The sequence below is a fragment of the Streptomyces sp. PA03-6a genome, from assembly GCF_033792765.1.
Classification (GTDB): domain Bacteria; phylum Actinomycetota; class Actinomycetes; order Streptomycetales; family Streptomycetaceae; genus Actinacidiphila.
In genome coordinates this window covers 38,519-54,982 of sequence record NZ_JARAVK010000028.1, presented here as the reverse complement: position 1 = coordinate 54,982, position 16,464 = coordinate 38,519, and the positions used below count along the sequence as shown (strand labels likewise).

Genomic DNA, 16,464 nt, shown 5'->3' with positions numbered 1-16,464 from the left:
GGATATCCCTCCCTAACCCTCCCTTCCGCAGGTCAGGGCCCTTCTTCCTCCTCGTCGGAGTCCTTTCCGGCGAGCATCAGACCGAGGTACGTCATCACGCCGCCGCGCTTCCGCTTCTCGAAGCCGCGACGGCCCATCGACTCGGCGAACGTCACCTCACTGCCGGGCAGATCGACGCCCTGGTATCCGTTGCCGTGACACCACGTGGACCACGCGCTGAACAACTCCCGGGCTTTGACCCCGGCGTGCGGGTTCTTGATTGCCCGCTCGTCAAGGAAGCGGCCGAGGACGTCGCTGGCGTTCTGGTACTCCAGCGTCCGGGCGCGAACGGCCTCGGGCGGGTCCAGGCCCTTGTCCTGGTAGTCGAGCCAGCCGCGGTATGCCCAGCCGAGGACGGCCGAGGCGGCACCCTTTAGGCGGTCGGGCAGGGAGGCGTCGCGCTCTTCCTCGGGGATCACTACGTCGAACGGCACAACGAGGATCCGGCGCCACACGGCGGGGTCGTCTCCGGCCACGGCCGGCAGGTGGTTCGTCAGCATGACGAGGGTGTGGGACGGGTCGAACGTGATGGGGTTCTTGTGCATGAGGTTGGCCTCGATCGGGTCGCCGCCGACCAGGCGCTTCATGGTGGCTTCGGCAAACCGCCGGCCTTTCTCCGTCTCGGAGCAGAAGGCCAGCCGGGCGCCACGCAGCCGCATCTTGAACGCGCCGTGCCGCTCGTGCTTGGACTCCATGAGCATCGCGGGGTCAACCTCGATGGCGTAGTCCCCGAAGGCGGAGGCGAGGGCATCACGCAGTGTGCCCTTACCGTTGGCCCCGGTCCCGGTGAAGATGGGCATCACGTGTTCGGTTACCTTGCCGAGCATCGCGTACCCGAAGAGGCGCTGTACGAATTCCCGAACGTCGTCGTCGGGCAGGATGCGCTTGAGGAACGCCTCCCATTCCTCGTCCGCCTCGGTCGCGAGTGACCCGCCGGAGACCTTGGTGATCAGGTCGCTCCGCCTGTTCTCCGTCGTCTGTCCCGTCAGCAGGTTGATGGTGCCGTCGGGGGTGTTGAACAGGTGCGGGTCGGCATCAAGGGCCCGGGACGAGACGGAGATCGGCGGCAGGGCGGCGGCAATCTTGAGCATGCCTTCGATGCCCGATGCGGACTCGGACTTACGGGCGTCCTGGTACAGCTCATCGCGTTCCTGGCCGTCGAGCTTGCCGAGTTCGCGAAGGGCAGTCTTGACGGTGTCGACGGCGGCCTCGATGTCGGCGCGCTGGTCGTCGGCGCCCCATCGTGCACCGTCCCACCGGTGCCAGCCGATGCCGTGAACGTGGCGGAGTGAGCCTTCGTGTTCGGCAACGAAGCGCTCTGCCATCCTCAGGTGCCCGCGGTGCCTGGTGTTCGGGAGGTCGACTGGGGCGGGGAGCCCGTTGGCCTCCATGATCTGGCGCGCCTGTTCCTCGATCGACTGGTCTTTCACCGGGCGATCCCCGTTCGGTATGCAGACGTGATCGTCTGACGTGCTTCACCTTCGGTGAGACCGATGTGCTGCGCGGCGTCGGAAAGGGCGGAGGCCACGGCGCGCTGATCAGCGCCGGTTTCACGGACGTGCTCGAAAGCCCGGCAGGCGGCCCAGTAAAGGCGGCTGTTGCGCTCCCCGGGCTTCGACTCGAGGACGACCTGAACCAACGCCAACATGCGTCGTGCGCCGCTGAGCCGGGGCGCTGGGATGGTCGCTGCCCCCTCGGCTACCGGGGGCCGCTGCAGGGCGCTCAGGAGCCAGGCCGGCAGGGGCACGGGCGGCTGCTCTGGGTCCGCGAGTTCATACAGGACCCCGGTAGCGTGCACCGAGCCTGCACTGATGACGTAGGCGTTGCCCGCGCGGACATCGCCATCGAACTTGCCGCGCAGGGCGCCGAGTCCGTTGCCCAGCCCTGCTGAGGCGGGGGCCCAGTAGTAGTCGTGGTGCCCCTTGCTGGTGAGTACCCGCATGGTGGGCGTGTGCCTGTAACCGAGAGCGGCTGCAGTGTCCTCGATGGCGTTAGGCCGGTCGGAGTCGACGACCAGGAGCCGGGCGTTGTCCGGCCCGTGGCTGGCCCCGACGGCGACAGCCACATTCCGACTGCTGTCCTCGAACCACCGGAACACCTGTCGCTCATCTCGGGTGTTCACCTTCGAGAACGCGACAGCGGGGTGCTTGCCACGGTCCGTGCAGGTGGCCGGGTCATGGCCGCGCCCAACGCCAGCGCATTGCGGGAGCCCCGGGTGGTCGGCCGGAAAGGTGGCAAAGCCGTGGGCCACGAGCCACAGAGCGCCGTCTAGGGGCGTCTGTACGGGTGTCACTGGTCGCTCCTGGTCTGGGCTCGGCGGGGTTGGATTCGGTAGACGGCGCCACAGGGTCCGCGGCGTTTGCCGAGGCCGACGTGTCGGTGCCAGTCGCTGCAGTTGGGGCAGCGGACGGCGGTCTCAAGGCGGCCTCGGGTGGTGACGACCACGGGCCGGACGACCGGTATTGCGTTGGAACCGGGGAAGAGGGCTCCCTGTCGGCCACGGCCGGTCGGTACACTCGGAGTTGTTGTGGAAGCGGTTTTGGTGAGGGGCCCGGATGCGGACCGGGCCCTTTCCGTTTCACTCATTGATTTGTCCGTTCGCGAAGGCGAAGGATGCGGGTGCCGCTAGGCGGCCCTTCGCGGGACGGTTGCGGTCGTGGATTAGGCGGCCTGGGCCCGCTCTATTTCGGTGGCGAGCAGGACGCGGAGTTTCGCGATCTGTGCGGGGCTCAATGGGGGCGCCAGGTCGACGTCGGCTTTGACGCGCATCCAGCGCTCGGCTTCGACGGTGTCGCCTCGTTCCAGCGCTTCGGCTGCCTTGCGCTCCTCCCATGTGAGGGGCTGCTCGGCGGCGCTCACGCGACCCTCGCCTTGTTCCGTGCGGGGTTCAGGCCGAGAACGTCTGCCAGCTTGAGCGCTGCCGCAGGCCTGGGCTGCACCCGGCCGGCTTCCCAGCGCGACACCGTTCCCGGAGTCGTGTCGAGAGCTGCGGCGACTTCCCGCAGCGACATGCGAAGGCTCTGCCTGATTTCTCGGGCTTCACCGGATGCCAGCAATAGACGTACCTCGGAAACCCGCTGAAGGGCTTCGATGTCCATAGCGGTAGTCAACACTAAAGACGACGTGTTTGCAACACCTGGCCGCCGGTGTTTGGATCACGCAACGCACACATGGCCTCGGGTGTTGCACTCGCATCCCTGGGTCCACGACGATGGCCCTATGCCCGCACGCACACCCGCACTCAGGGTCGAAGCTCAGGACCCGGAGATCTGGTCCATCACCGGCGTCGACGCCCGCACCGTTGACGTCCACGTCTGGGATGAGGACCCGCAGGCATTCGTCATCTTCAAGTTCGGCCTCGTTCCTGGCCGCCCACTCGTCGTACTGAGCTACGAAGTCCACTCGACTCATGGCCTCGAGGTGCCCCTCAAGAACTTGCCGGCCGCCCGCTGGGAGAAGGCGGCGAGGGCAGCTGCTGAACGACAACTCGTCGCCGGCGGCCCCTATGGGCAGCAAGTGCAGCCCGGCTACCTGGCGGGCGCGCTGGTCGACAAGCTATTTCCCGAGCTGGTCAATGCCACGGGCGGGAACGAGCTACGCAGGCGCAATGGGCTCCTGCACTTGGCCAAGATGGCCGAGGAGTACAAGTCGCTCGAGGAGTCCGGATCCTCCAATCCCACCCAGACGCTGGCCGATAAGCACGGGGTCTCACCAGCTACCGTGCGAGGGTGGCTACACAGGGCCCGCAAGGAGGGCCTAGCCCTTGAGAGCTCCCACCCCAACGCCAGCCGTAGGCAGTAATCACGAGGGCCCGCACCATTCGGTGCGGGCCTTCTCTTTACGGTCAGCTCTCGTGTTTCCACTGGATGTGGACGGCGCGTTCGTCGAAGTAGGTGGCGCCGGTTCCGGGCTTGTAGCCGGGCGGGCGGCCACGCTTGGCGGGCAGGATCGTCACGGTCATGATCGCGTCGATGATGGCCCGCTGCTTGTCCAGGTGGAACGTGAGCCAAAGCTGCTCAACCTCAGGAGTACCGAGGGGCAGCGACTCAAGGACGGAACGCTGCGCCCGCGCCGACATCTGCGCCTCGACCTTCTCGAGCCGCTTGCGCGTGAGGGCGGTGCCGTCGAGGAACTGCTGCCGGGTGATGAGGTCGGCGGCGTAGTCCTGCGTGTAGCCGTCCAGCTTGGCGCGTAGCGCGTTGGCGGTCTTGGCCAGCTCCTCGCGCCCCTCCCCCGCCGTTGCGGGCGGCAGTAGCAGCTGTGCGGCGTCGGGTCGGGACAGGCGGGCGATGGCCCGGTCGGTGACGTACTGGTCGAGGGTGACGGCGGTACGGGTGACGTGCTTCATCGTGCGGCATCGGTAGGCCGGCTGGTGCACGTGGCCGCTGCCTGTGCCGGAGGTGGAGCAGCGGACGGTCTCGGTGCAGCCGTCCTTGCCGCAGCGGTACAGGCCGGAGCCGAGCCACACCCGGCCGTTGCTGGTCGTTGTACGGCGCTCTGGACGCTCTAGGACGGCCTTGCATGCCCGCCACGTCTCCTCGTCCACCAGGGGATCCCAGGAGGCTTTGCCGACGATCTCGCCCTTGTTCTCCATGAGCCCGGCGTTGCGGGGGCGGAGCAGCATCTTGCGGAGCTCGGCCGGCGTCCACTCGCGGTCTTCGGGCTCACCCCGGCTTCCATCGGCCTGCTTGTACCGGCGGGGCACGGTACGGACGCCTTTGGCGGCCAGGTCGCGGCAGATGGCGCGGAGGCTATCCCCGGCAATGACCGCGTGTGTGGCGGCCCGGACGTGCTCGGCCTCGCTCTCCTTGACTGTGACGCCGTCGCCTTCGTACCCGAACGGGCGAGGGCCGCCGCGGTACTCGCCCTTGACGAGGTTGTCGGCCTTGGCGTCGCGGACGCGCTCGCTGATCTGCTCTGACTCGTGCTGGGCGTCCACAGCTGCGCGGAGGGCGTCGCGCCGGCCGTCCGCGGTGGACAGGTCGTAGCGCCCCTGTTTCACGGTGGCGACCTCGAGGCCCTTCTCGGCGATGAGGCGGAAGAAGTCGAGGCCGTCGTCGAGGCGCCGGTAGAAGCGGGTGGGGGCGAGCGCGTAGGCGCCGTCGGCGTGGCCGTCCCGGAGGTACTGCAGCATGCGGATGTAGTCGGGGCGGGGCTTGCCGCTGTAGGCGCTGCGGTCGTCGTCGACGAACACCTCGACGATCTCGTCGCCGTTCTGGTCGGCGAGGGCGCGGCACTTGCGTTCCTGGCGTTCGACGCCGTTCTGCCGGCCTTCGCGGTCGTCGCTGATGCGGCAGTAGATGCACATGCGGCGGCGTGGTGGGGGTGTCGTCATGCTCTGAGGGTAGGGCTTAAAACAGTCTCAGCGCTAGCCTTGACAGGTCGAAGCCGCTGCCGCCCTTGGGGACGGAGGCCGGGCTGAGGCCGACCGTGAGCTTCTTCTGCGGCCAGGTCTCGCCACTGTTCACGATGGCGGCGCGAACCCGGTCACGGCTCTCGCTCAGGCTCTTGTCCGGCAGCCCCACCAGCGTGAACGCGGCCACCCCCGCCTCCAGGTCCGCCTGGACCTCGACGACGACGCCTTCCACACCCACCAGCGCCACCGAACACGTCCGGGCGAAGCCCATCACTCCACCCCCCGCACGTGCTCGACGCGGGCGGCGCCCCGGGGCGGCAGCACCACACCGACCACATCGATCCGCACCCCGCCCGGGGGAGGTCCGCCGTGGTCGGCGAGCCAGCACTCGGCGAGCAGCCGCAGCCGCTCCGCCTTGCGCGGGGTGACGGCGGCCATCGGGTGCTCACCGCAGGACTCCGCGCGCGACTTCACCTCGCACACCACGAGCGCGTCGCCGTCCGCCGCCACGATGTCGATCTCGCCGTGCCGTTCGCGGTGCCTGCACCGCCAGTTCCGCTCCAGCACGGTCATCCCGGCCTCGGTCAGAGACCGTGCCGCCAGTTCCTCGCCGTAACGTCCGAAAGCTCCTCGGGCATTCATCGGTACCACCTCCGTCACTCACTGTGAGGGAGGTGGCGCCCGAGAGATGATCTTGATCGGGGCCTGTGGACAACCCGCCGGCCCCGGCCGGCTCAGCCGTTGAAGCCGGAGTCGTCCGAGGGCAGGTCGAGGTCGGCCTTGTTCAGCTCCTCGATGTTCACGTCCTTGAACGTCAGCACGCGCACCTGCTTCACGAAGCGCGCCGGCCGGTACATGTCCCACACCCACGCGTCGGCCATGGAGACCTCGAAGAACACCTCGCCCTGGACCGAGTGCACCTGCATCTCGTAGTCGTTGGTGAGGTAGAAACGACGCTCCGTCTCGATCACGTACTTGAACAGGCCGACGACATCCCGGTACTCCCTGTAGAGCTTCAGCTCCATCTCGGTCTCGTACTTCTCGAGGTCCTCGGCGCTCATGGCATGTTCCCCTTCAGCCGTACGTCCCCCCATTGTGCGTCAGTCACGCTCCGTCCCCAGGTGAATCGGGGACAATGGGGGACCTTCGTCGAGCAATGCGCGCAGCAGCTCGGCGAGCCTGGTCGGGTACACCGTCTCATGCGAGGCGAGCAGTTCCTCACAGGTCCACCATCGCAGGCCGTCGACGCTGCGCTGCTCGAGCTCGGTGAGACCGGCCGGGTGCACCCGGACGTCGTCGGTGCGGGCCAGGTAGTACCACTCGTCCTGCTCCCAGCGCCGGCCGTCGAAGTCGAAGGCGCACGAGCGCTCCCACAGCACCGGCCCGAGCAGGGCCGTGGTGATCCCGGTCTCCTCCGCCAGCTCGCGGTGCGCCGCGGCGTCCAGGCTCTCGCCCTCCTCGACGCCACCGCCCGGGGTGAACCACCAGGTGACGGACGGGTCCTCCGGCTCGTACCCGTGGAGCAGCAGGATCCGGTCGGAGGGGTCCAGAAGGACGACCCGGGCCGCGCGCCGTCGCATCGTTATCGCGCCACCCTCCGCCGCCGGGCCCGGTCCGCGACCGGGCCGTAGGCCGCACCGGCGAAGATCAGGACCACGCCGGCCGCGAGCGCCACGCCCACCGTGCGCAGCGGGCCGGGGCCCGAGGGCCCGTCGCCCGGCAGGGCGGCGAACGCGCCGGTCCTGGCGACCATGCCCGCGCGGCCGAGCGGCCAGGCCACACCGTCGACCCGCGCGGACACCGTGCTGCGCGGCACGGAGCCGTTGTCGGCGTCGCCGAGGCGGAAGCGGGAGTCCTCGGACGTCGCCCGGTTGTCGCCCATCATGAACAGGTTGCCCTGGGGCACGGTGGCCGAGAAGGAGGTCGGCGACGCCGGGCCCTCGGGGTCGAGCCGGAACGGCTCGTCGACCGGCTTGCCGTCGACCGTGAGCCGCCCCTGCTTGTCGCAGCAGGCCACCTTGTCACCGCCGACCGCCACGACGCGCTTCACCATGGGGACGTCGCCCCACAGCGGGTCGGTGAAGACCACGATGTCCCCGCGCCGCACCTCGGAGCCGTCGATCCGCTGGGCGAGGATCTTGTCGCCCGCGTCGACGGTCGGGGTCATGGATCCGGTGGGGACGGTGTACGGCCGGTAGACCAGCGCACCCCAGACGAAACCGCCCAGGAAGAGCACGCAGCCGAGGGCGACGGCCAGACCGGAGACTATCCGTCCGGTCCGCCCGCCGCCCTGTTCGCCTGCTCGCCCCGTCGCCGTCCGCGTGCCCGTGCGTGTGCTCGTGCTCATGCGTCCGCACCCTACCCGGCGGTACGGACCGGGGGCAGCCCTCTCACCCGGCCCGGTTGATCAGACGGCGCCGCCGCCACAGCACCAGCGGCACCGAACCGGCCAGTCCGCCCGCCGCCGGCAGTCCCGCGGCCGGCAGACCCGCTCCCGCCGCATTGATGCCGGGCTGGTCGAACGTGCTGGGCACGGGGAGGGTGGACCAGTTGCTGATCGGCCAGGCCACGACGACCGCGCGGCCGACGACCTCGTCCACGGAGACCGTGCCGTTGCCCGGCAGGTTCTGGTGGTAACGGGAGTCCAGGGAGTCCTGCCGGTGGTCGCCCATCACCCAGATGCGACCGTCCGGGACCTTGATCGGGCCGAAGGGACGGTCACCGCAGGGGGTGTTCCCCGGGAAGATGTACGGCTCGTCCAGCGCCTTGCCGTTCACCTTGACCGGGCCGGTGCCCTTGCACTCCACCGTGTCCCCGCCGACCGCGATGACCCGCTTGATCAGGTCCTTCTCCTCCGCGGACGGCATGAGGCCGACGAAGCTCAGGCCCTTCTGGATCGCGGTCGTCACCGGGTTGGTGTCCACCGGGACGGTCTCGCCGAGCCAGCCGCCCGGGTCGTGGAACACGACGACCTCGCCGCGCTCGGGCTCGGAGCCGAACCAGGGCGTGAGCTTGTCGACCAGGACCCGGTCGCCGATCCTCAGGGTGTTCTCCATCGACGCCGAGGGGATGGAGAAGGCCTGCAGCAGGAAGGTCTTGATCAGCCAGGCCAGCGCGAGCGCGATGACGATCAGCAGCGGCAGTTCCTTCCAGAACGAACGTTGCTGCTGCTTCTTGCCCGCGTCGCCTTCACGGCCCTTCGTGTCACTCGCCTCTTCGGAGGTTTCCGCGCCCGCGTCCGGGCCTTTCCTTCCGAGCGGCGCCTCGCCGTCGCCCGCCGAGCCGCCCGACGTGGGGTCCCGATCCTCCGGCTCTCCGCGTCCGGACCTTGCGCCGACCACCAGGTCCCCCACATCCACTCCTTACTCCGCTTGCTGCGCGCTGCCGCCCGCGCCATATGCGGCGCAAGCCCACCACCCCCATAACGAGCGGGAGTTCCGCAGGAGTCGGGAGCGGGGTCATTCCTTGCCGATTGTTGGATGTTGCCACTCCGGGGCCCGCCCTCGCGGCAGACGCGCCCGAACCCCCCGGCGCGGCGACGCCGGAGTACGTCGCCGGTTCCTTCAGCCCTGCCCAGTGCCCCATCGGCCAGGCCACGGCGAAGGCCCTGCCCACCACCAGGTTCTCCGGCACGGTGCCGTTGCCGGCGTCCTTGAGGTGGAAGCGGGAGTCCGCGGAGTTGGACCGGTGGTCGCCCATCACGAAGAGCCGGTTCGGCGGGACCTTGACCGTGAACTTGATCTCCGACGGCGGATTGCCCGGATGGATGTAGGGCTCGTCCAGCGGGGTCCCGTTGACGGTGATCTTCCCCTGGGCGTCGCAGCACTTCACCGTGTCGCCGCCGACCGCGACCACCCGCTTGATCAGGTCCTGCTCGTCCGCGGACGGCAGCAGCCCGATGAAGGTGAAGAACTCCTTGACCTGCTTCACGACCACCGGGTCCTCGCCGGACTGGGCCTGCTCGCCCTCCAGCCAGTTGCCGGGGTCCTTGAACACGACCACGTCGCCGCGCTGCGGCCGGGAGCCGAACCACGGCGTGAGCTTGTCGACGACGACACGGTCGCCGATCCTGATCGTCTGCTCCATCGAGCCCGACGGGATGACGAAGGCCTGCAGCAGGAAGGTCTTGAGCACCAGCGCGATCAGCAGCGCGACCCCGATGAGCAGGGGTATCTCCCTGGCCGCGGAACGCCGCCGCCTGCGCTTGACCTTCCGCGCCAGCTTGCGCCGGTCGGCCCGGCCGCCGCCCCTGCGCGGGCCCGCCGGCTCCTCGCCCAGGTATTCGGCACGGCTCGGCTGGCCGGCGTTCGCCCGCCCGCGGCTACCCATGGGCGCCGTCCAGGGAGCGGCGGCGGCCCAGCGGCCAGAAGGTCACCTCGGCACGGCCGATCACCTTGTCCACCGGAACGGCGCCCCCTCCGGGGTCGCCCAGATGGTCACGGGAATCCCGGCTGTCGGCACGGTGGTCACCCATCACCCACAGCCTCCCCTTCGGAACCTCGATGTCGAACGCTACCCGGGACGGCGTGTCCCCGGGGTAAAGATAGGTCTCGTCCAGCGGGCGCCCGTTGACGGTGATCCTGCCCCGCTCGTCGCAGCAGGTCACCCGGTCCCCACCGACACCGATGACCCGCTTGACGTAGTCGGTCCCGCCGGAGTCCTGGACGAACGATCCCTCGCCGTCGAACACCACGACGTCGCCTCTGGCGGGCGCCTCGCCGAAACGGTACGCCAGTTTGTTGACCAGCACGCGGTCCCCTGCCCGCAGGGTGTTCTCCATCGACCCGCTGGGGATCTCGAAGGGCTGGGCCACGAAGACGTTGACCAGCGCGACCACGGCGGCGGCCGCCAGGGCGAGCAGCGCGTACCGCTGTGTACGTACGCCGAAGCGCGACCGCTCAGCCCGCTGTTCGGCGGGATCGGCGCGGTCGCGCTCCGGAAGGTGTACCTCTGTGTCCATCAGGCGCAGAGCCTATAGGGCCCCGCATATGCCGGGCGGACTCAGTTGTCGCGCTTCTCCTTGATCTTCGCGGCCTTGCCGCGCAGCTCACGGAGGTAGTACAGCTTGGCGCGACGCACGTCACCGCGGGTCACGAGCTCGATCTTCTCGAAGATCGGGCTGTGCACCGGGAAGGTACGCTCGACGCCGACGCTGAAGGAGACCTTGCGGACCGTGAAGGTCTCACGGACGCCCGCGCCCTGGCGACGGATGACAACGCCCTTGAACTGCTGGATACGGGAGCGGTTGCCCTCGATCACGCGGACGTGGACGTTGACGGTGTCACCGGGGCGGAAGGCCGGGACGTCGCTGCGCAGCGACGCGGCGTCGACGGAGTCGAGCAGGTGGGACATGTTCGTCTGCTTTCTTCGCCCATGCCACAGGTCATCGGCGGGAGTAGTGGTGGTGATCCGACCGCCTCCGCGTCGGACGGGCGTCATGTCCCCCTGTGGCAGGGGCGCACGCCGGACGCAAGGCAGCAGCCGCCTATTCTTCCACGGACTCCGGGAGTCGCCCAAATCGGCCGTCCTCGCCCTGCACCCAGCCGAGGGCCGCGAGCATCGCGCGGTCCTTCTTGTCCAGGGCGGCCGGGTCGCAACGCTCGATCAGGTCGGGGCGGTTCTGCGTCGTGCGGCGGAAGGCCTCGTCCCGGCGCCAGCGGGCGACCTTGCCGTGGTGGCCGCTGAGCAGCACCTCCGGCACTCCGCGGTCCCGCCAGACCGGGGGTTTGGTGAAGACCGGGCCCTCCAGGAGGTCGGCCATGGCACCGGGGGCGAAGGAGTCGTCGCGGTGCGACTCTGCGTTGCCCAGCACGCCCGGCAGGAGCCGGGCCACGGCCTCCACCATCACCAGCACCGGGGCCTCGCCGCCGGCCAGGACGTAGTCGCCGATGGAGACCTCGCGGACGTCCAGCCGCTCGCCGTACTCCTCGATGACCCGCCGGTCGATGCCCTCGTACCGGGCCGGGGTGAAGACCAGCCAGGGCTTCGCGGACAGCTCGACCGCGAGCTCCTGGGTGAAGGGGCGGCCGCTCGGGGTGGGGACCACCAGCACGGGATCGCCCTCCCCCGACTCCAGGACCGCGTCCAGGGCCTCGCCCCACGGCTCGGGCTTCATGACCATGCCCGGGCCACCGCCGTAGGGGGTGTCGTCGACCGTGTTGTGCCGGTCGTGGGTCCACTGGCGCAGGTCGTGGACGCGCACGTCCAGCTGACCGCGTGCCCGGGCCTTGCCGACCAGGGAGACGTTCAGCGGCTCCAGGTACTCGGGGAAGATCGTGACGACGTCGATGCGCATGGGCCTACTGCTCCGCCTCGGCCTCGTCCAGCAAGCCGGGCGGGGGCGTGATGACCGCGCGCTGCTGCTCCAGGTCGACCTCGGGGACGATCTCGGCGACGAAGGGCACCATGACCTCGCTGCCGTCCGGCCGTTCGACGACCAGCAGGTCGTGGTACGGCAGGTGGGAGATCTCCTTGATCCGGCCGACCTCGGTCCCGTCGGCGGTGACCACGTCGAGGTCGACCAGCTGGTGGTCGTAGAACTCTTCGGGGTCCTCCGGCGTCTCGTCCGGGTCGACGTCGGCGATCAGCAGGACGTTGCGCAGCGCCTCGGCGCCGGTGCGGTCCTTCACGCCGGCGAAGCGCAGCATCAGCCGGCCGCTGTGCACCCGGCCCGTCTCGACGGTGAGCGGGCCGGCCGACGCCGGGTCCGTGACGAGCACGGCGCCCGGGGCGAGCCGCAGTTCCGGCTCGTCGGTGCGCACCTCCACCGAGACCTCGCCCTTGATGCCATGGGCGCGACCGATGCGTCCCACTACCAGCTGCACTTGATCGCGCTCCTGTGCTCACGTGTCGGATACGGCCACGGGCCGGGGGCGGCCCAAGTGCCACCCCCGGCCCGTGCCGGTGCTGCGTACCTCAGCGGACGTGGTCCACGTCGACGAGGTCGACGCGGACACCGCGTCCGCCGATCGCGCCCACGACCGTGCGCAGGGCGCGGGCGGTGCGGCCGTTGCGGCCGATCACCTTGCCGAGGTCGTCGGGGTGCACCCGGACCTCCAGGACCTTCCCCCGACGCAGGGTGCGCTCGGCGACCTGCACGTCGTCGGGGTTGTCGACGATGCCCTTGACCAGGTGTTCGAGGGCCTCCTCGAGCACGATCAGGCCTCGGTCGACTCGGCCGCCTCGGCGGCCTCGTCCTTCTTGTCGGACTTCTTCGCCTTCTGGGTGATGGCCTCGCCCTTGGACCCGTCACCGGCGTCCTTGGCGGCGGCCTCGAAGAGGGCGCGCTTGTCGGCCTTGGGCTCGGCGACCAGGAGCGGGGCCGGGGCCGGCTCGCCCTTGTACTTCTGCCAGTCGCCGGTCTTCTTCAGGATGGCGAGCACGGGCTCGGTCGGCTGCGCGCCGACACCCAGCCAGTACGCGACGCGCTCGGCGTTGACCTCGATGCGCGACGGGTTCTGGACGGGGTGGTACAGACCGATCTCCTCGATGGCCCGGCCATCACGGCGGGTACGGGAGTCGGCGACGACGATGCGGTAGTGAGGCGAACGGATCTTGCCCAGACGCTTCAGCTTGATCTTGACTGCCACGGGAGTGGGTTCTCCTGGAGTTGACGTGGTTGGGCAGGCCGGACCACCACGTGGGGTTGTGGAGCCGGTTGCCCGACGGACGCGTCAGCCGAAGGAGAGAGGGGTCCTGCACGGCTGCCGAGTGCTCAGCTGACCATTCTGCCATACGGCGGGCATGCCGCCGCACGCCGGTGACCCCACCGGCGCCGTCCCCGTACGGTGCCGCCCCCGTGCCGCGGCGGGCGCTCACGCGACCGCCGCGGCCTCCGGAATCCGGAACGGCGTACCGCACGCCCCGCAGACGATCGGCGCCTGCGCGAGGACCGACGGCACGACCCGGACGTTGCGTCCGCAGTCGCAGACCGCCTTCACCCGTACGCCTCCGCCCGAGGACCCGTGCCGGGCGGCGGGCCCGCGGAAACTGCGGGCGGTGTCGGCGGCGGTCGCCACGGTGTGCGCTCTGAGCGCGCGCTGCAACCGGTCGATCGTCGCCCGGTAGCGCTTCTTGGTGTCCGGGCGCAGCTGGACCAGGGAGAAGCCGCTGCTGGGGTGCGGCTCCTCGGAGTGGTCCAGGCCGAGCTCGTCGGCGATGGCCAGGAATCGACGGTTGTGGTAGCGGCCTGCCCGCGAGGTGTCCCGGACGCCGCGCGCGGCGGCGACTCCGTGGACGGCCTCGTGCAGCAGGCGCTCGAAGGAGAGCTCCGTGCCGCACGCGGACGAGGACTCTCCGATCAGGGACTCGGGGGCGGCCAGGTCGGGCAGTTCGGGATGGTGCCGTTGAATGTCGGCCCATGCGACTGCCAGCTCGGCGGCGAGGACTGGTGGTGTCGTGCTCACGTCGTGACAACGAGCCGGGGGCGCCCTGTGTTCCGATACCGGGCCATCCCAAATATTTTGCACGTACTAGTCAGTTCCGGATGATGCGTACGGCTGAGGGCGGGTGCGGAGGACAGTGGAGAAGTCACGCACCCGCCTCAAGCGTGGACGTACTGCCGATTACGTACGTCGCTTTTCAGTCAGTTGACGGTCAGTATGCCCGCGCGACGATCGCCGCGGTACCCGGCGCGTCGTCCGTTTCCGGAACCTGGCCGTCCTCGGTCAGCAGGCAGCGCACGGACACGCCCTGCTCGGCCAGCCTGGCCTCGCCCTCCGGGCCGAGGTCGGCCCAGGGGATGCGGGCCCAGCCGGTGGCCGCGGCCTCGGCGGCCTCGGCGATCGTCTTGACGTCCACGGTGCGGGACTCGCGGCGCTCGCGGGACTGGCGCAGCAGCGTGGCCTGGTCCTCCTCCAGCGCCTTGGGCACCAGCGCGGTCAGCTCGTCGATCGCCACCGGCTCCTTGCCCCCGGGGATGCGGCGGGCGAGCATCGCGGTGCCGTTCTCCAGGTCGCGCGGGCCGACCTCCACGCGGACGGGGACGCCCTTGAGCTCCCAGTCCACGGCGCGGCGGCCGAACGGGGTGTCGGTGCGCACGTCGACCTGGACCCGCACGCCGGCGGCCTTGAGCCGGTCGCCGATCTCGCGGACCTTGGCGACGACCGCGTCGTCGCCCTTGATCGCCAGGATGACGGCCTGCACCGGCGCCAGCCGCGGCGGCACGCGCAGTCCGTTGTCGTCGCCGTGGGACATGATCAGGCCGCCGACCATGCGGGTCGACACGCCCCAGGAGGTCTGCCAGACCAGCTCCTGCTGCCCCTCCTTCGACAGGTAGGAGGTGTTGAAGGCCTTGGCGAAGTTGGTGCCCAGCTCGTGGCTGGTGCCCATCTGCAGCGCCTTGCCGTCGCCCATCATGCCCTCGAGGGTGAGGGTGTTGATGGCGCCGGCGAAGCGCTCGCGGGCGGTCTTGCGGCCGAGGACCACGTCGATGCCGAGGACGTCGGTCATGAAGTCGCCGTACACGTCGCGGTGGATCATCGCGGCGTAGTCGCGGGCGTCCTCGTAGGTGGCGTGCGCGGTGTGGCCCTCCTGCCACAGGAACTCACTCGTACGGAGGAAGAGCCGCGAGCGCATCTCCCAACGGACCACGTTGGCCCACTGGTTGATGAGCAGGGGCAGGTCGCGGTAGCTCTGCACCCACTTGGAGAAGTACTCGTTGATGATCGTCTCGGAGGTGGGCCGGACGACGACCGGCTCCTCCAGCTCCTTGCCGCCGCCGTGGGTGACCACGGCCAGCTCCGGCGCGAAGCCCTCGACGTGCTCGGCCTCCCGGGTCAGGTAGGACTGCGGGATGAAGAGCGGGAAGTACGCGTTCTGGGCACCCGCCTCCTTGATCCGCGCGTCCATCTCCTGCTGCATCCGCTCCCACAGCGAGTACCCGTACGGCCGGATGACCATGGTGCCGCGCACCGGGCCGTTGTCGGCCAGCTCGGCCTTGTTGATCAGGTCCTGGTACCAGCGCGGGAAGTCGTCCGCCTGGGGTGTGAGTACGGGAGCCTTTGCCATGCCGCAGATGGTACGGGGACAGCGGCACCGGACGTGAATCGGCGGGGTCGGGAATCGGCCCAATCCTCACCTTCAAACCTCTGGACTACGGCCCGGAAGGGGAGTTGGCTGGCTCCGGGGGCATGCGCGGCGTGACGAAGACGGTGCGCGGCGTAACCGGGGGGCGTACGAGGAAGGCTTTCGGCGAGACGGCGACGCGGCTGATTGGGGCGCTCGATGACACCTACGCTCGCACGGCACCCACGGACACACCGGACCGACGGCAGGGCGCGTGACTGGGCGGAGATCCAGGAGCGGATGCTCGTACCGCTCTACGAGGCGGTGCACGAGCGGTTGGAGGTCGGCCCCCGCACCCGGCTGCTCGGCATCGGGTGCGGATCGGGACTCGCGCTGCTCATGGCCTCGGCCCGGGGCGCGGCGGTCACGGGGTGCGATCCGGACGAACGGCGCCTCGAACTGGCCCGGCAGCGGCTGCTGCCCGAGCCGCAGTGGGGCGCGCCTGCACGGTCGCGCGGCGGGCGCACGCGGCTCGTGGCGGGCGGCCCGGAGGAGGTCCCCGTACCGGAGGGGGCACCGTTCACGATGGTCACCGCCCTCGACCCGGGGACGGCGCCGGCGGCGCTGGTCCCGGCGCTCGGCGCCGCGGCGGGCCTGGCCGAGCGGGGCACCCCGGTCGTGCTGGCCGGCTGGGGGCCGCCCGAGCGCTGCGCCACCGGGCGGGTGCTGCGGGTCGCGGCACGGCTGGCCGAGCCGCGCGGCACCACCGCCGCGGTCCGGCTCAGCGGCCGTGACGACCTGGAGGAGCTGGCGCGGGATGCGGGGCTGCGTCCGGACGGCTCGGGGCGGGTGTCCTGCCCGTTCGGCTACCCCGACATGGACAGCGCGGTGCGCGGCCTGGTGTCGACCGGGCTCTTCGACGCCGCCGTGGCGGCCACCGACGAGGACCAGGTGCGCAAGGAGCTGCGCGAGGCGCTGCACGCGTACCGGCGCGGCGACGGCACGGTCCGGATGGAGAACGTGTTCCGTTACCTGGTGGCCCGCGTGTAGCCGCAGCGTTCCCG

General features: G+C 70.1%; 21 protein-coding genes and 1 pseudogene. 2 read left to right on the top strand and 20 right to left on the bottom strand.

The window, feature by feature from the left end; all coding sequences use genetic code 11:
- Positions 1–32 precede the first annotated feature (32 nt).
- The 4 genes from PV350_RS09980 to PV350_RS09965 form a co-directional block, all read right to left on the bottom strand.
- Positions 33–1,469, bottom strand: a complete 1,437-nt coding sequence (locus tag PV350_RS09980) for a DNA primase family protein (RefSeq protein ID WP_500333397.1) — start codon at positions 1,467–1,469, stop codon at positions 33–35.
- Entirely contained in the window at positions 1,466–2,332 is an 867-nt protein-coding gene (locus PV350_RS09975; protein WP_500333396.1) for a bifunctional DNA primase/polymerase, read from the bottom strand. The genes PV350_RS09980 and PV350_RS09975 overlap by 4 nt, the downstream gene beginning before the upstream one ends.
- Before the next feature lie 368 nt (positions 2,333–2,700).
- Positions 2,701–2,898, bottom strand: coding sequence for a hypothetical protein (locus tag PV350_RS09970; RefSeq protein ID WP_500333395.1), 198 nt, complete (start codon positions 2,896–2,898; stop codon positions 2,701–2,703).
- A complete protein-coding gene (locus PV350_RS09965; protein WP_500333394.1) occupies positions 2,895–3,137 on the bottom strand; it encodes a helix-turn-helix domain-containing protein in 243 nt (80 codons plus the stop codon). The genes PV350_RS09970 and PV350_RS09965 overlap by 4 nt, the downstream gene beginning before the upstream one ends.
- 121 nt (positions 3,138–3,258) lie before the next feature.
- Here PV350_RS09965 and PV350_RS09960 point away from each other — a divergent pair, with 121 nt between their 5' ends.
- Positions 3,259–3,840: a helix-turn-helix domain-containing protein gene (locus PV350_RS09960; RefSeq protein ID WP_500333393.1), complete on the top strand. Its 582-nt coding sequence runs from the start codon at positions 3,259–3,261 to the stop codon at positions 3,838–3,840.
- Positions 3,841–3,883: 43 nt separating this feature from the next.
- Here the strand turns inward: PV350_RS09960 and PV350_RS09955 are convergent, their stop codons facing one another.
- The 16 genes and pseudogenes from PV350_RS09955 to proS all read right to left on the bottom strand — a co-directional run bounded on the left by PV350_RS09955 (position 3,884) and on the right by proS (position 15,403).
- On the bottom strand, positions 3,884–5,374 hold the full coding sequence (locus PV350_RS09955) for a recombinase family protein (protein ID WP_500333392.1): 1,491 nt from the start codon (positions 5,372–5,374) through the stop codon (positions 3,884–3,886).
- A 40-nt stretch (positions 5,375–5,414) separates the two neighbouring features.
- Positions 5,415–5,666, bottom strand: a pseudogene (locus PV350_RS09950) (magnesium chelatase domain-containing protein); the annotation flags it as partial.
- Complete coding sequence (locus PV350_RS09945; protein ID WP_499514232.1) at positions 5,666–6,037, bottom strand: YraN family protein; 372 nt, start codon at positions 6,035–6,037, stop codon at positions 5,666–5,668. The gene PV350_RS09945 and the pseudogene PV350_RS09950, both read right to left, overlap by 1 nt.
- Before the next feature lie 92 nt (positions 6,038–6,129).
- Entirely contained in the window at positions 6,130–6,456 is a 327-nt protein-coding gene (locus PV350_RS09940; protein ID WP_018562949.1) for a DUF2469 domain-containing protein, read from the bottom strand.
- A gap of 39 nt (positions 6,457–6,495) precedes the next feature.
- Positions 6,496–6,975 (bottom strand): NUDIX hydrolase, encoded by a 480-nt coding sequence (locus tag PV350_RS09935; RefSeq protein ID WP_499514231.1) that lies wholly within the window; start codon positions 6,973–6,975, stop codon positions 6,496–6,498.
- A gap of 2 nt (positions 6,976–6,977) precedes the next feature.
- Positions 6,978–7,742, bottom strand: coding sequence for a signal peptidase I (gene lepB / locus PV350_RS09930; RefSeq protein WP_500333391.1), 765 nt, complete (start codon positions 7,740–7,742; stop codon positions 6,978–6,980).
- Between the two features lie 43 nt (positions 7,743–7,785).
- On the bottom strand, positions 7,786–8,538 hold the full coding sequence (lepB, locus tag PV350_RS09925) for a signal peptidase I (protein ID WP_500333399.1): 753 nt from the start codon (positions 8,536–8,538) through the stop codon (positions 7,786–7,788).
- Positions 8,539–8,599: 61 nt separating this feature from the next.
- On the bottom strand, positions 8,600–9,724 hold the full coding sequence (gene lepB, locus PV350_RS09920) for a signal peptidase I (RefSeq protein ID WP_499514229.1): 1,125 nt from the start codon (positions 9,722–9,724) through the stop codon (positions 8,600–8,602).
- Positions 9,717–10,355, bottom strand: coding sequence for a signal peptidase I (gene lepB / locus PV350_RS09915; RefSeq protein WP_500333390.1), 639 nt, complete (start codon positions 10,353–10,355; stop codon positions 9,717–9,719). The genes lepB (PV350_RS09920) and lepB (PV350_RS09915) overlap by 8 nt, the downstream gene beginning before the upstream one ends.
- A 41-nt stretch (positions 10,356–10,396) precedes the next feature.
- Positions 10,397–10,747: a 50S ribosomal protein L19 gene (gene rplS / locus PV350_RS09910; RefSeq protein ID WP_105869103.1), complete on the bottom strand. Its 351-nt coding sequence runs from the start codon at positions 10,745–10,747 to the stop codon at positions 10,397–10,399.
- A gap of 133 nt (positions 10,748–10,880) precedes the next feature.
- Positions 10,881–11,690 (bottom strand): tRNA (guanosine(37)-N1)-methyltransferase TrmD, encoded by an 810-nt coding sequence (trmD, locus tag PV350_RS09905; RefSeq protein ID WP_500333389.1) that lies wholly within the window; start codon positions 11,688–11,690, stop codon positions 10,881–10,883.
- A gap of 4 nt (positions 11,691–11,694) precedes the next feature.
- Positions 11,695–12,219, bottom strand: a complete 525-nt coding sequence (gene rimM, locus PV350_RS09900; RefSeq protein WP_499514226.1) for a ribosome maturation factor RimM — start codon at positions 12,217–12,219, stop codon at positions 11,695–11,697.
- A gap of 91 nt (positions 12,220–12,310) precedes the next feature.
- Positions 12,311–12,550, bottom strand: a complete 240-nt coding sequence (locus PV350_RS09895) for an RNA-binding protein (RefSeq protein WP_450395265.1) — start codon at positions 12,548–12,550, stop codon at positions 12,311–12,313.
- A 2-nt stretch (positions 12,551–12,552) separates the two neighbouring features.
- Positions 12,553–12,984, bottom strand: coding sequence for a 30S ribosomal protein S16 (gene rpsP, locus PV350_RS09890; protein WP_499514225.1), 432 nt, complete (start codon positions 12,982–12,984; stop codon positions 12,553–12,555).
- Positions 12,985–13,209: 225 nt separating this feature from the next.
- Complete coding sequence (locus PV350_RS09885) at positions 13,210–13,800, bottom strand: hypothetical protein (protein ID WP_499514224.1); 591 nt, start codon at positions 13,798–13,800, stop codon at positions 13,210–13,212.
- Between the two features lie 190 nt (positions 13,801–13,990).
- Positions 13,991–15,403 (bottom strand): proline--tRNA ligase, encoded by a 1,413-nt coding sequence (proS, locus tag PV350_RS09880; protein WP_499514223.1) that lies wholly within the window; start codon positions 15,401–15,403, stop codon positions 13,991–13,993.
- A gap of 216 nt (positions 15,404–15,619) precedes the next feature.
- Between proS and PV350_RS09875 the strand changes: the two genes are divergently transcribed.
- The gene (locus tag PV350_RS09875; RefSeq protein ID WP_500333388.1) at positions 15,620–16,450 is read left to right on the top strand and encodes a class I SAM-dependent methyltransferase; all 831 of its coding nucleotides are present in this window, start codon (positions 15,620–15,622) and stop codon (positions 16,448–16,450) included.
- Positions 16,451–16,464 lie beyond the last annotated feature (14 nt).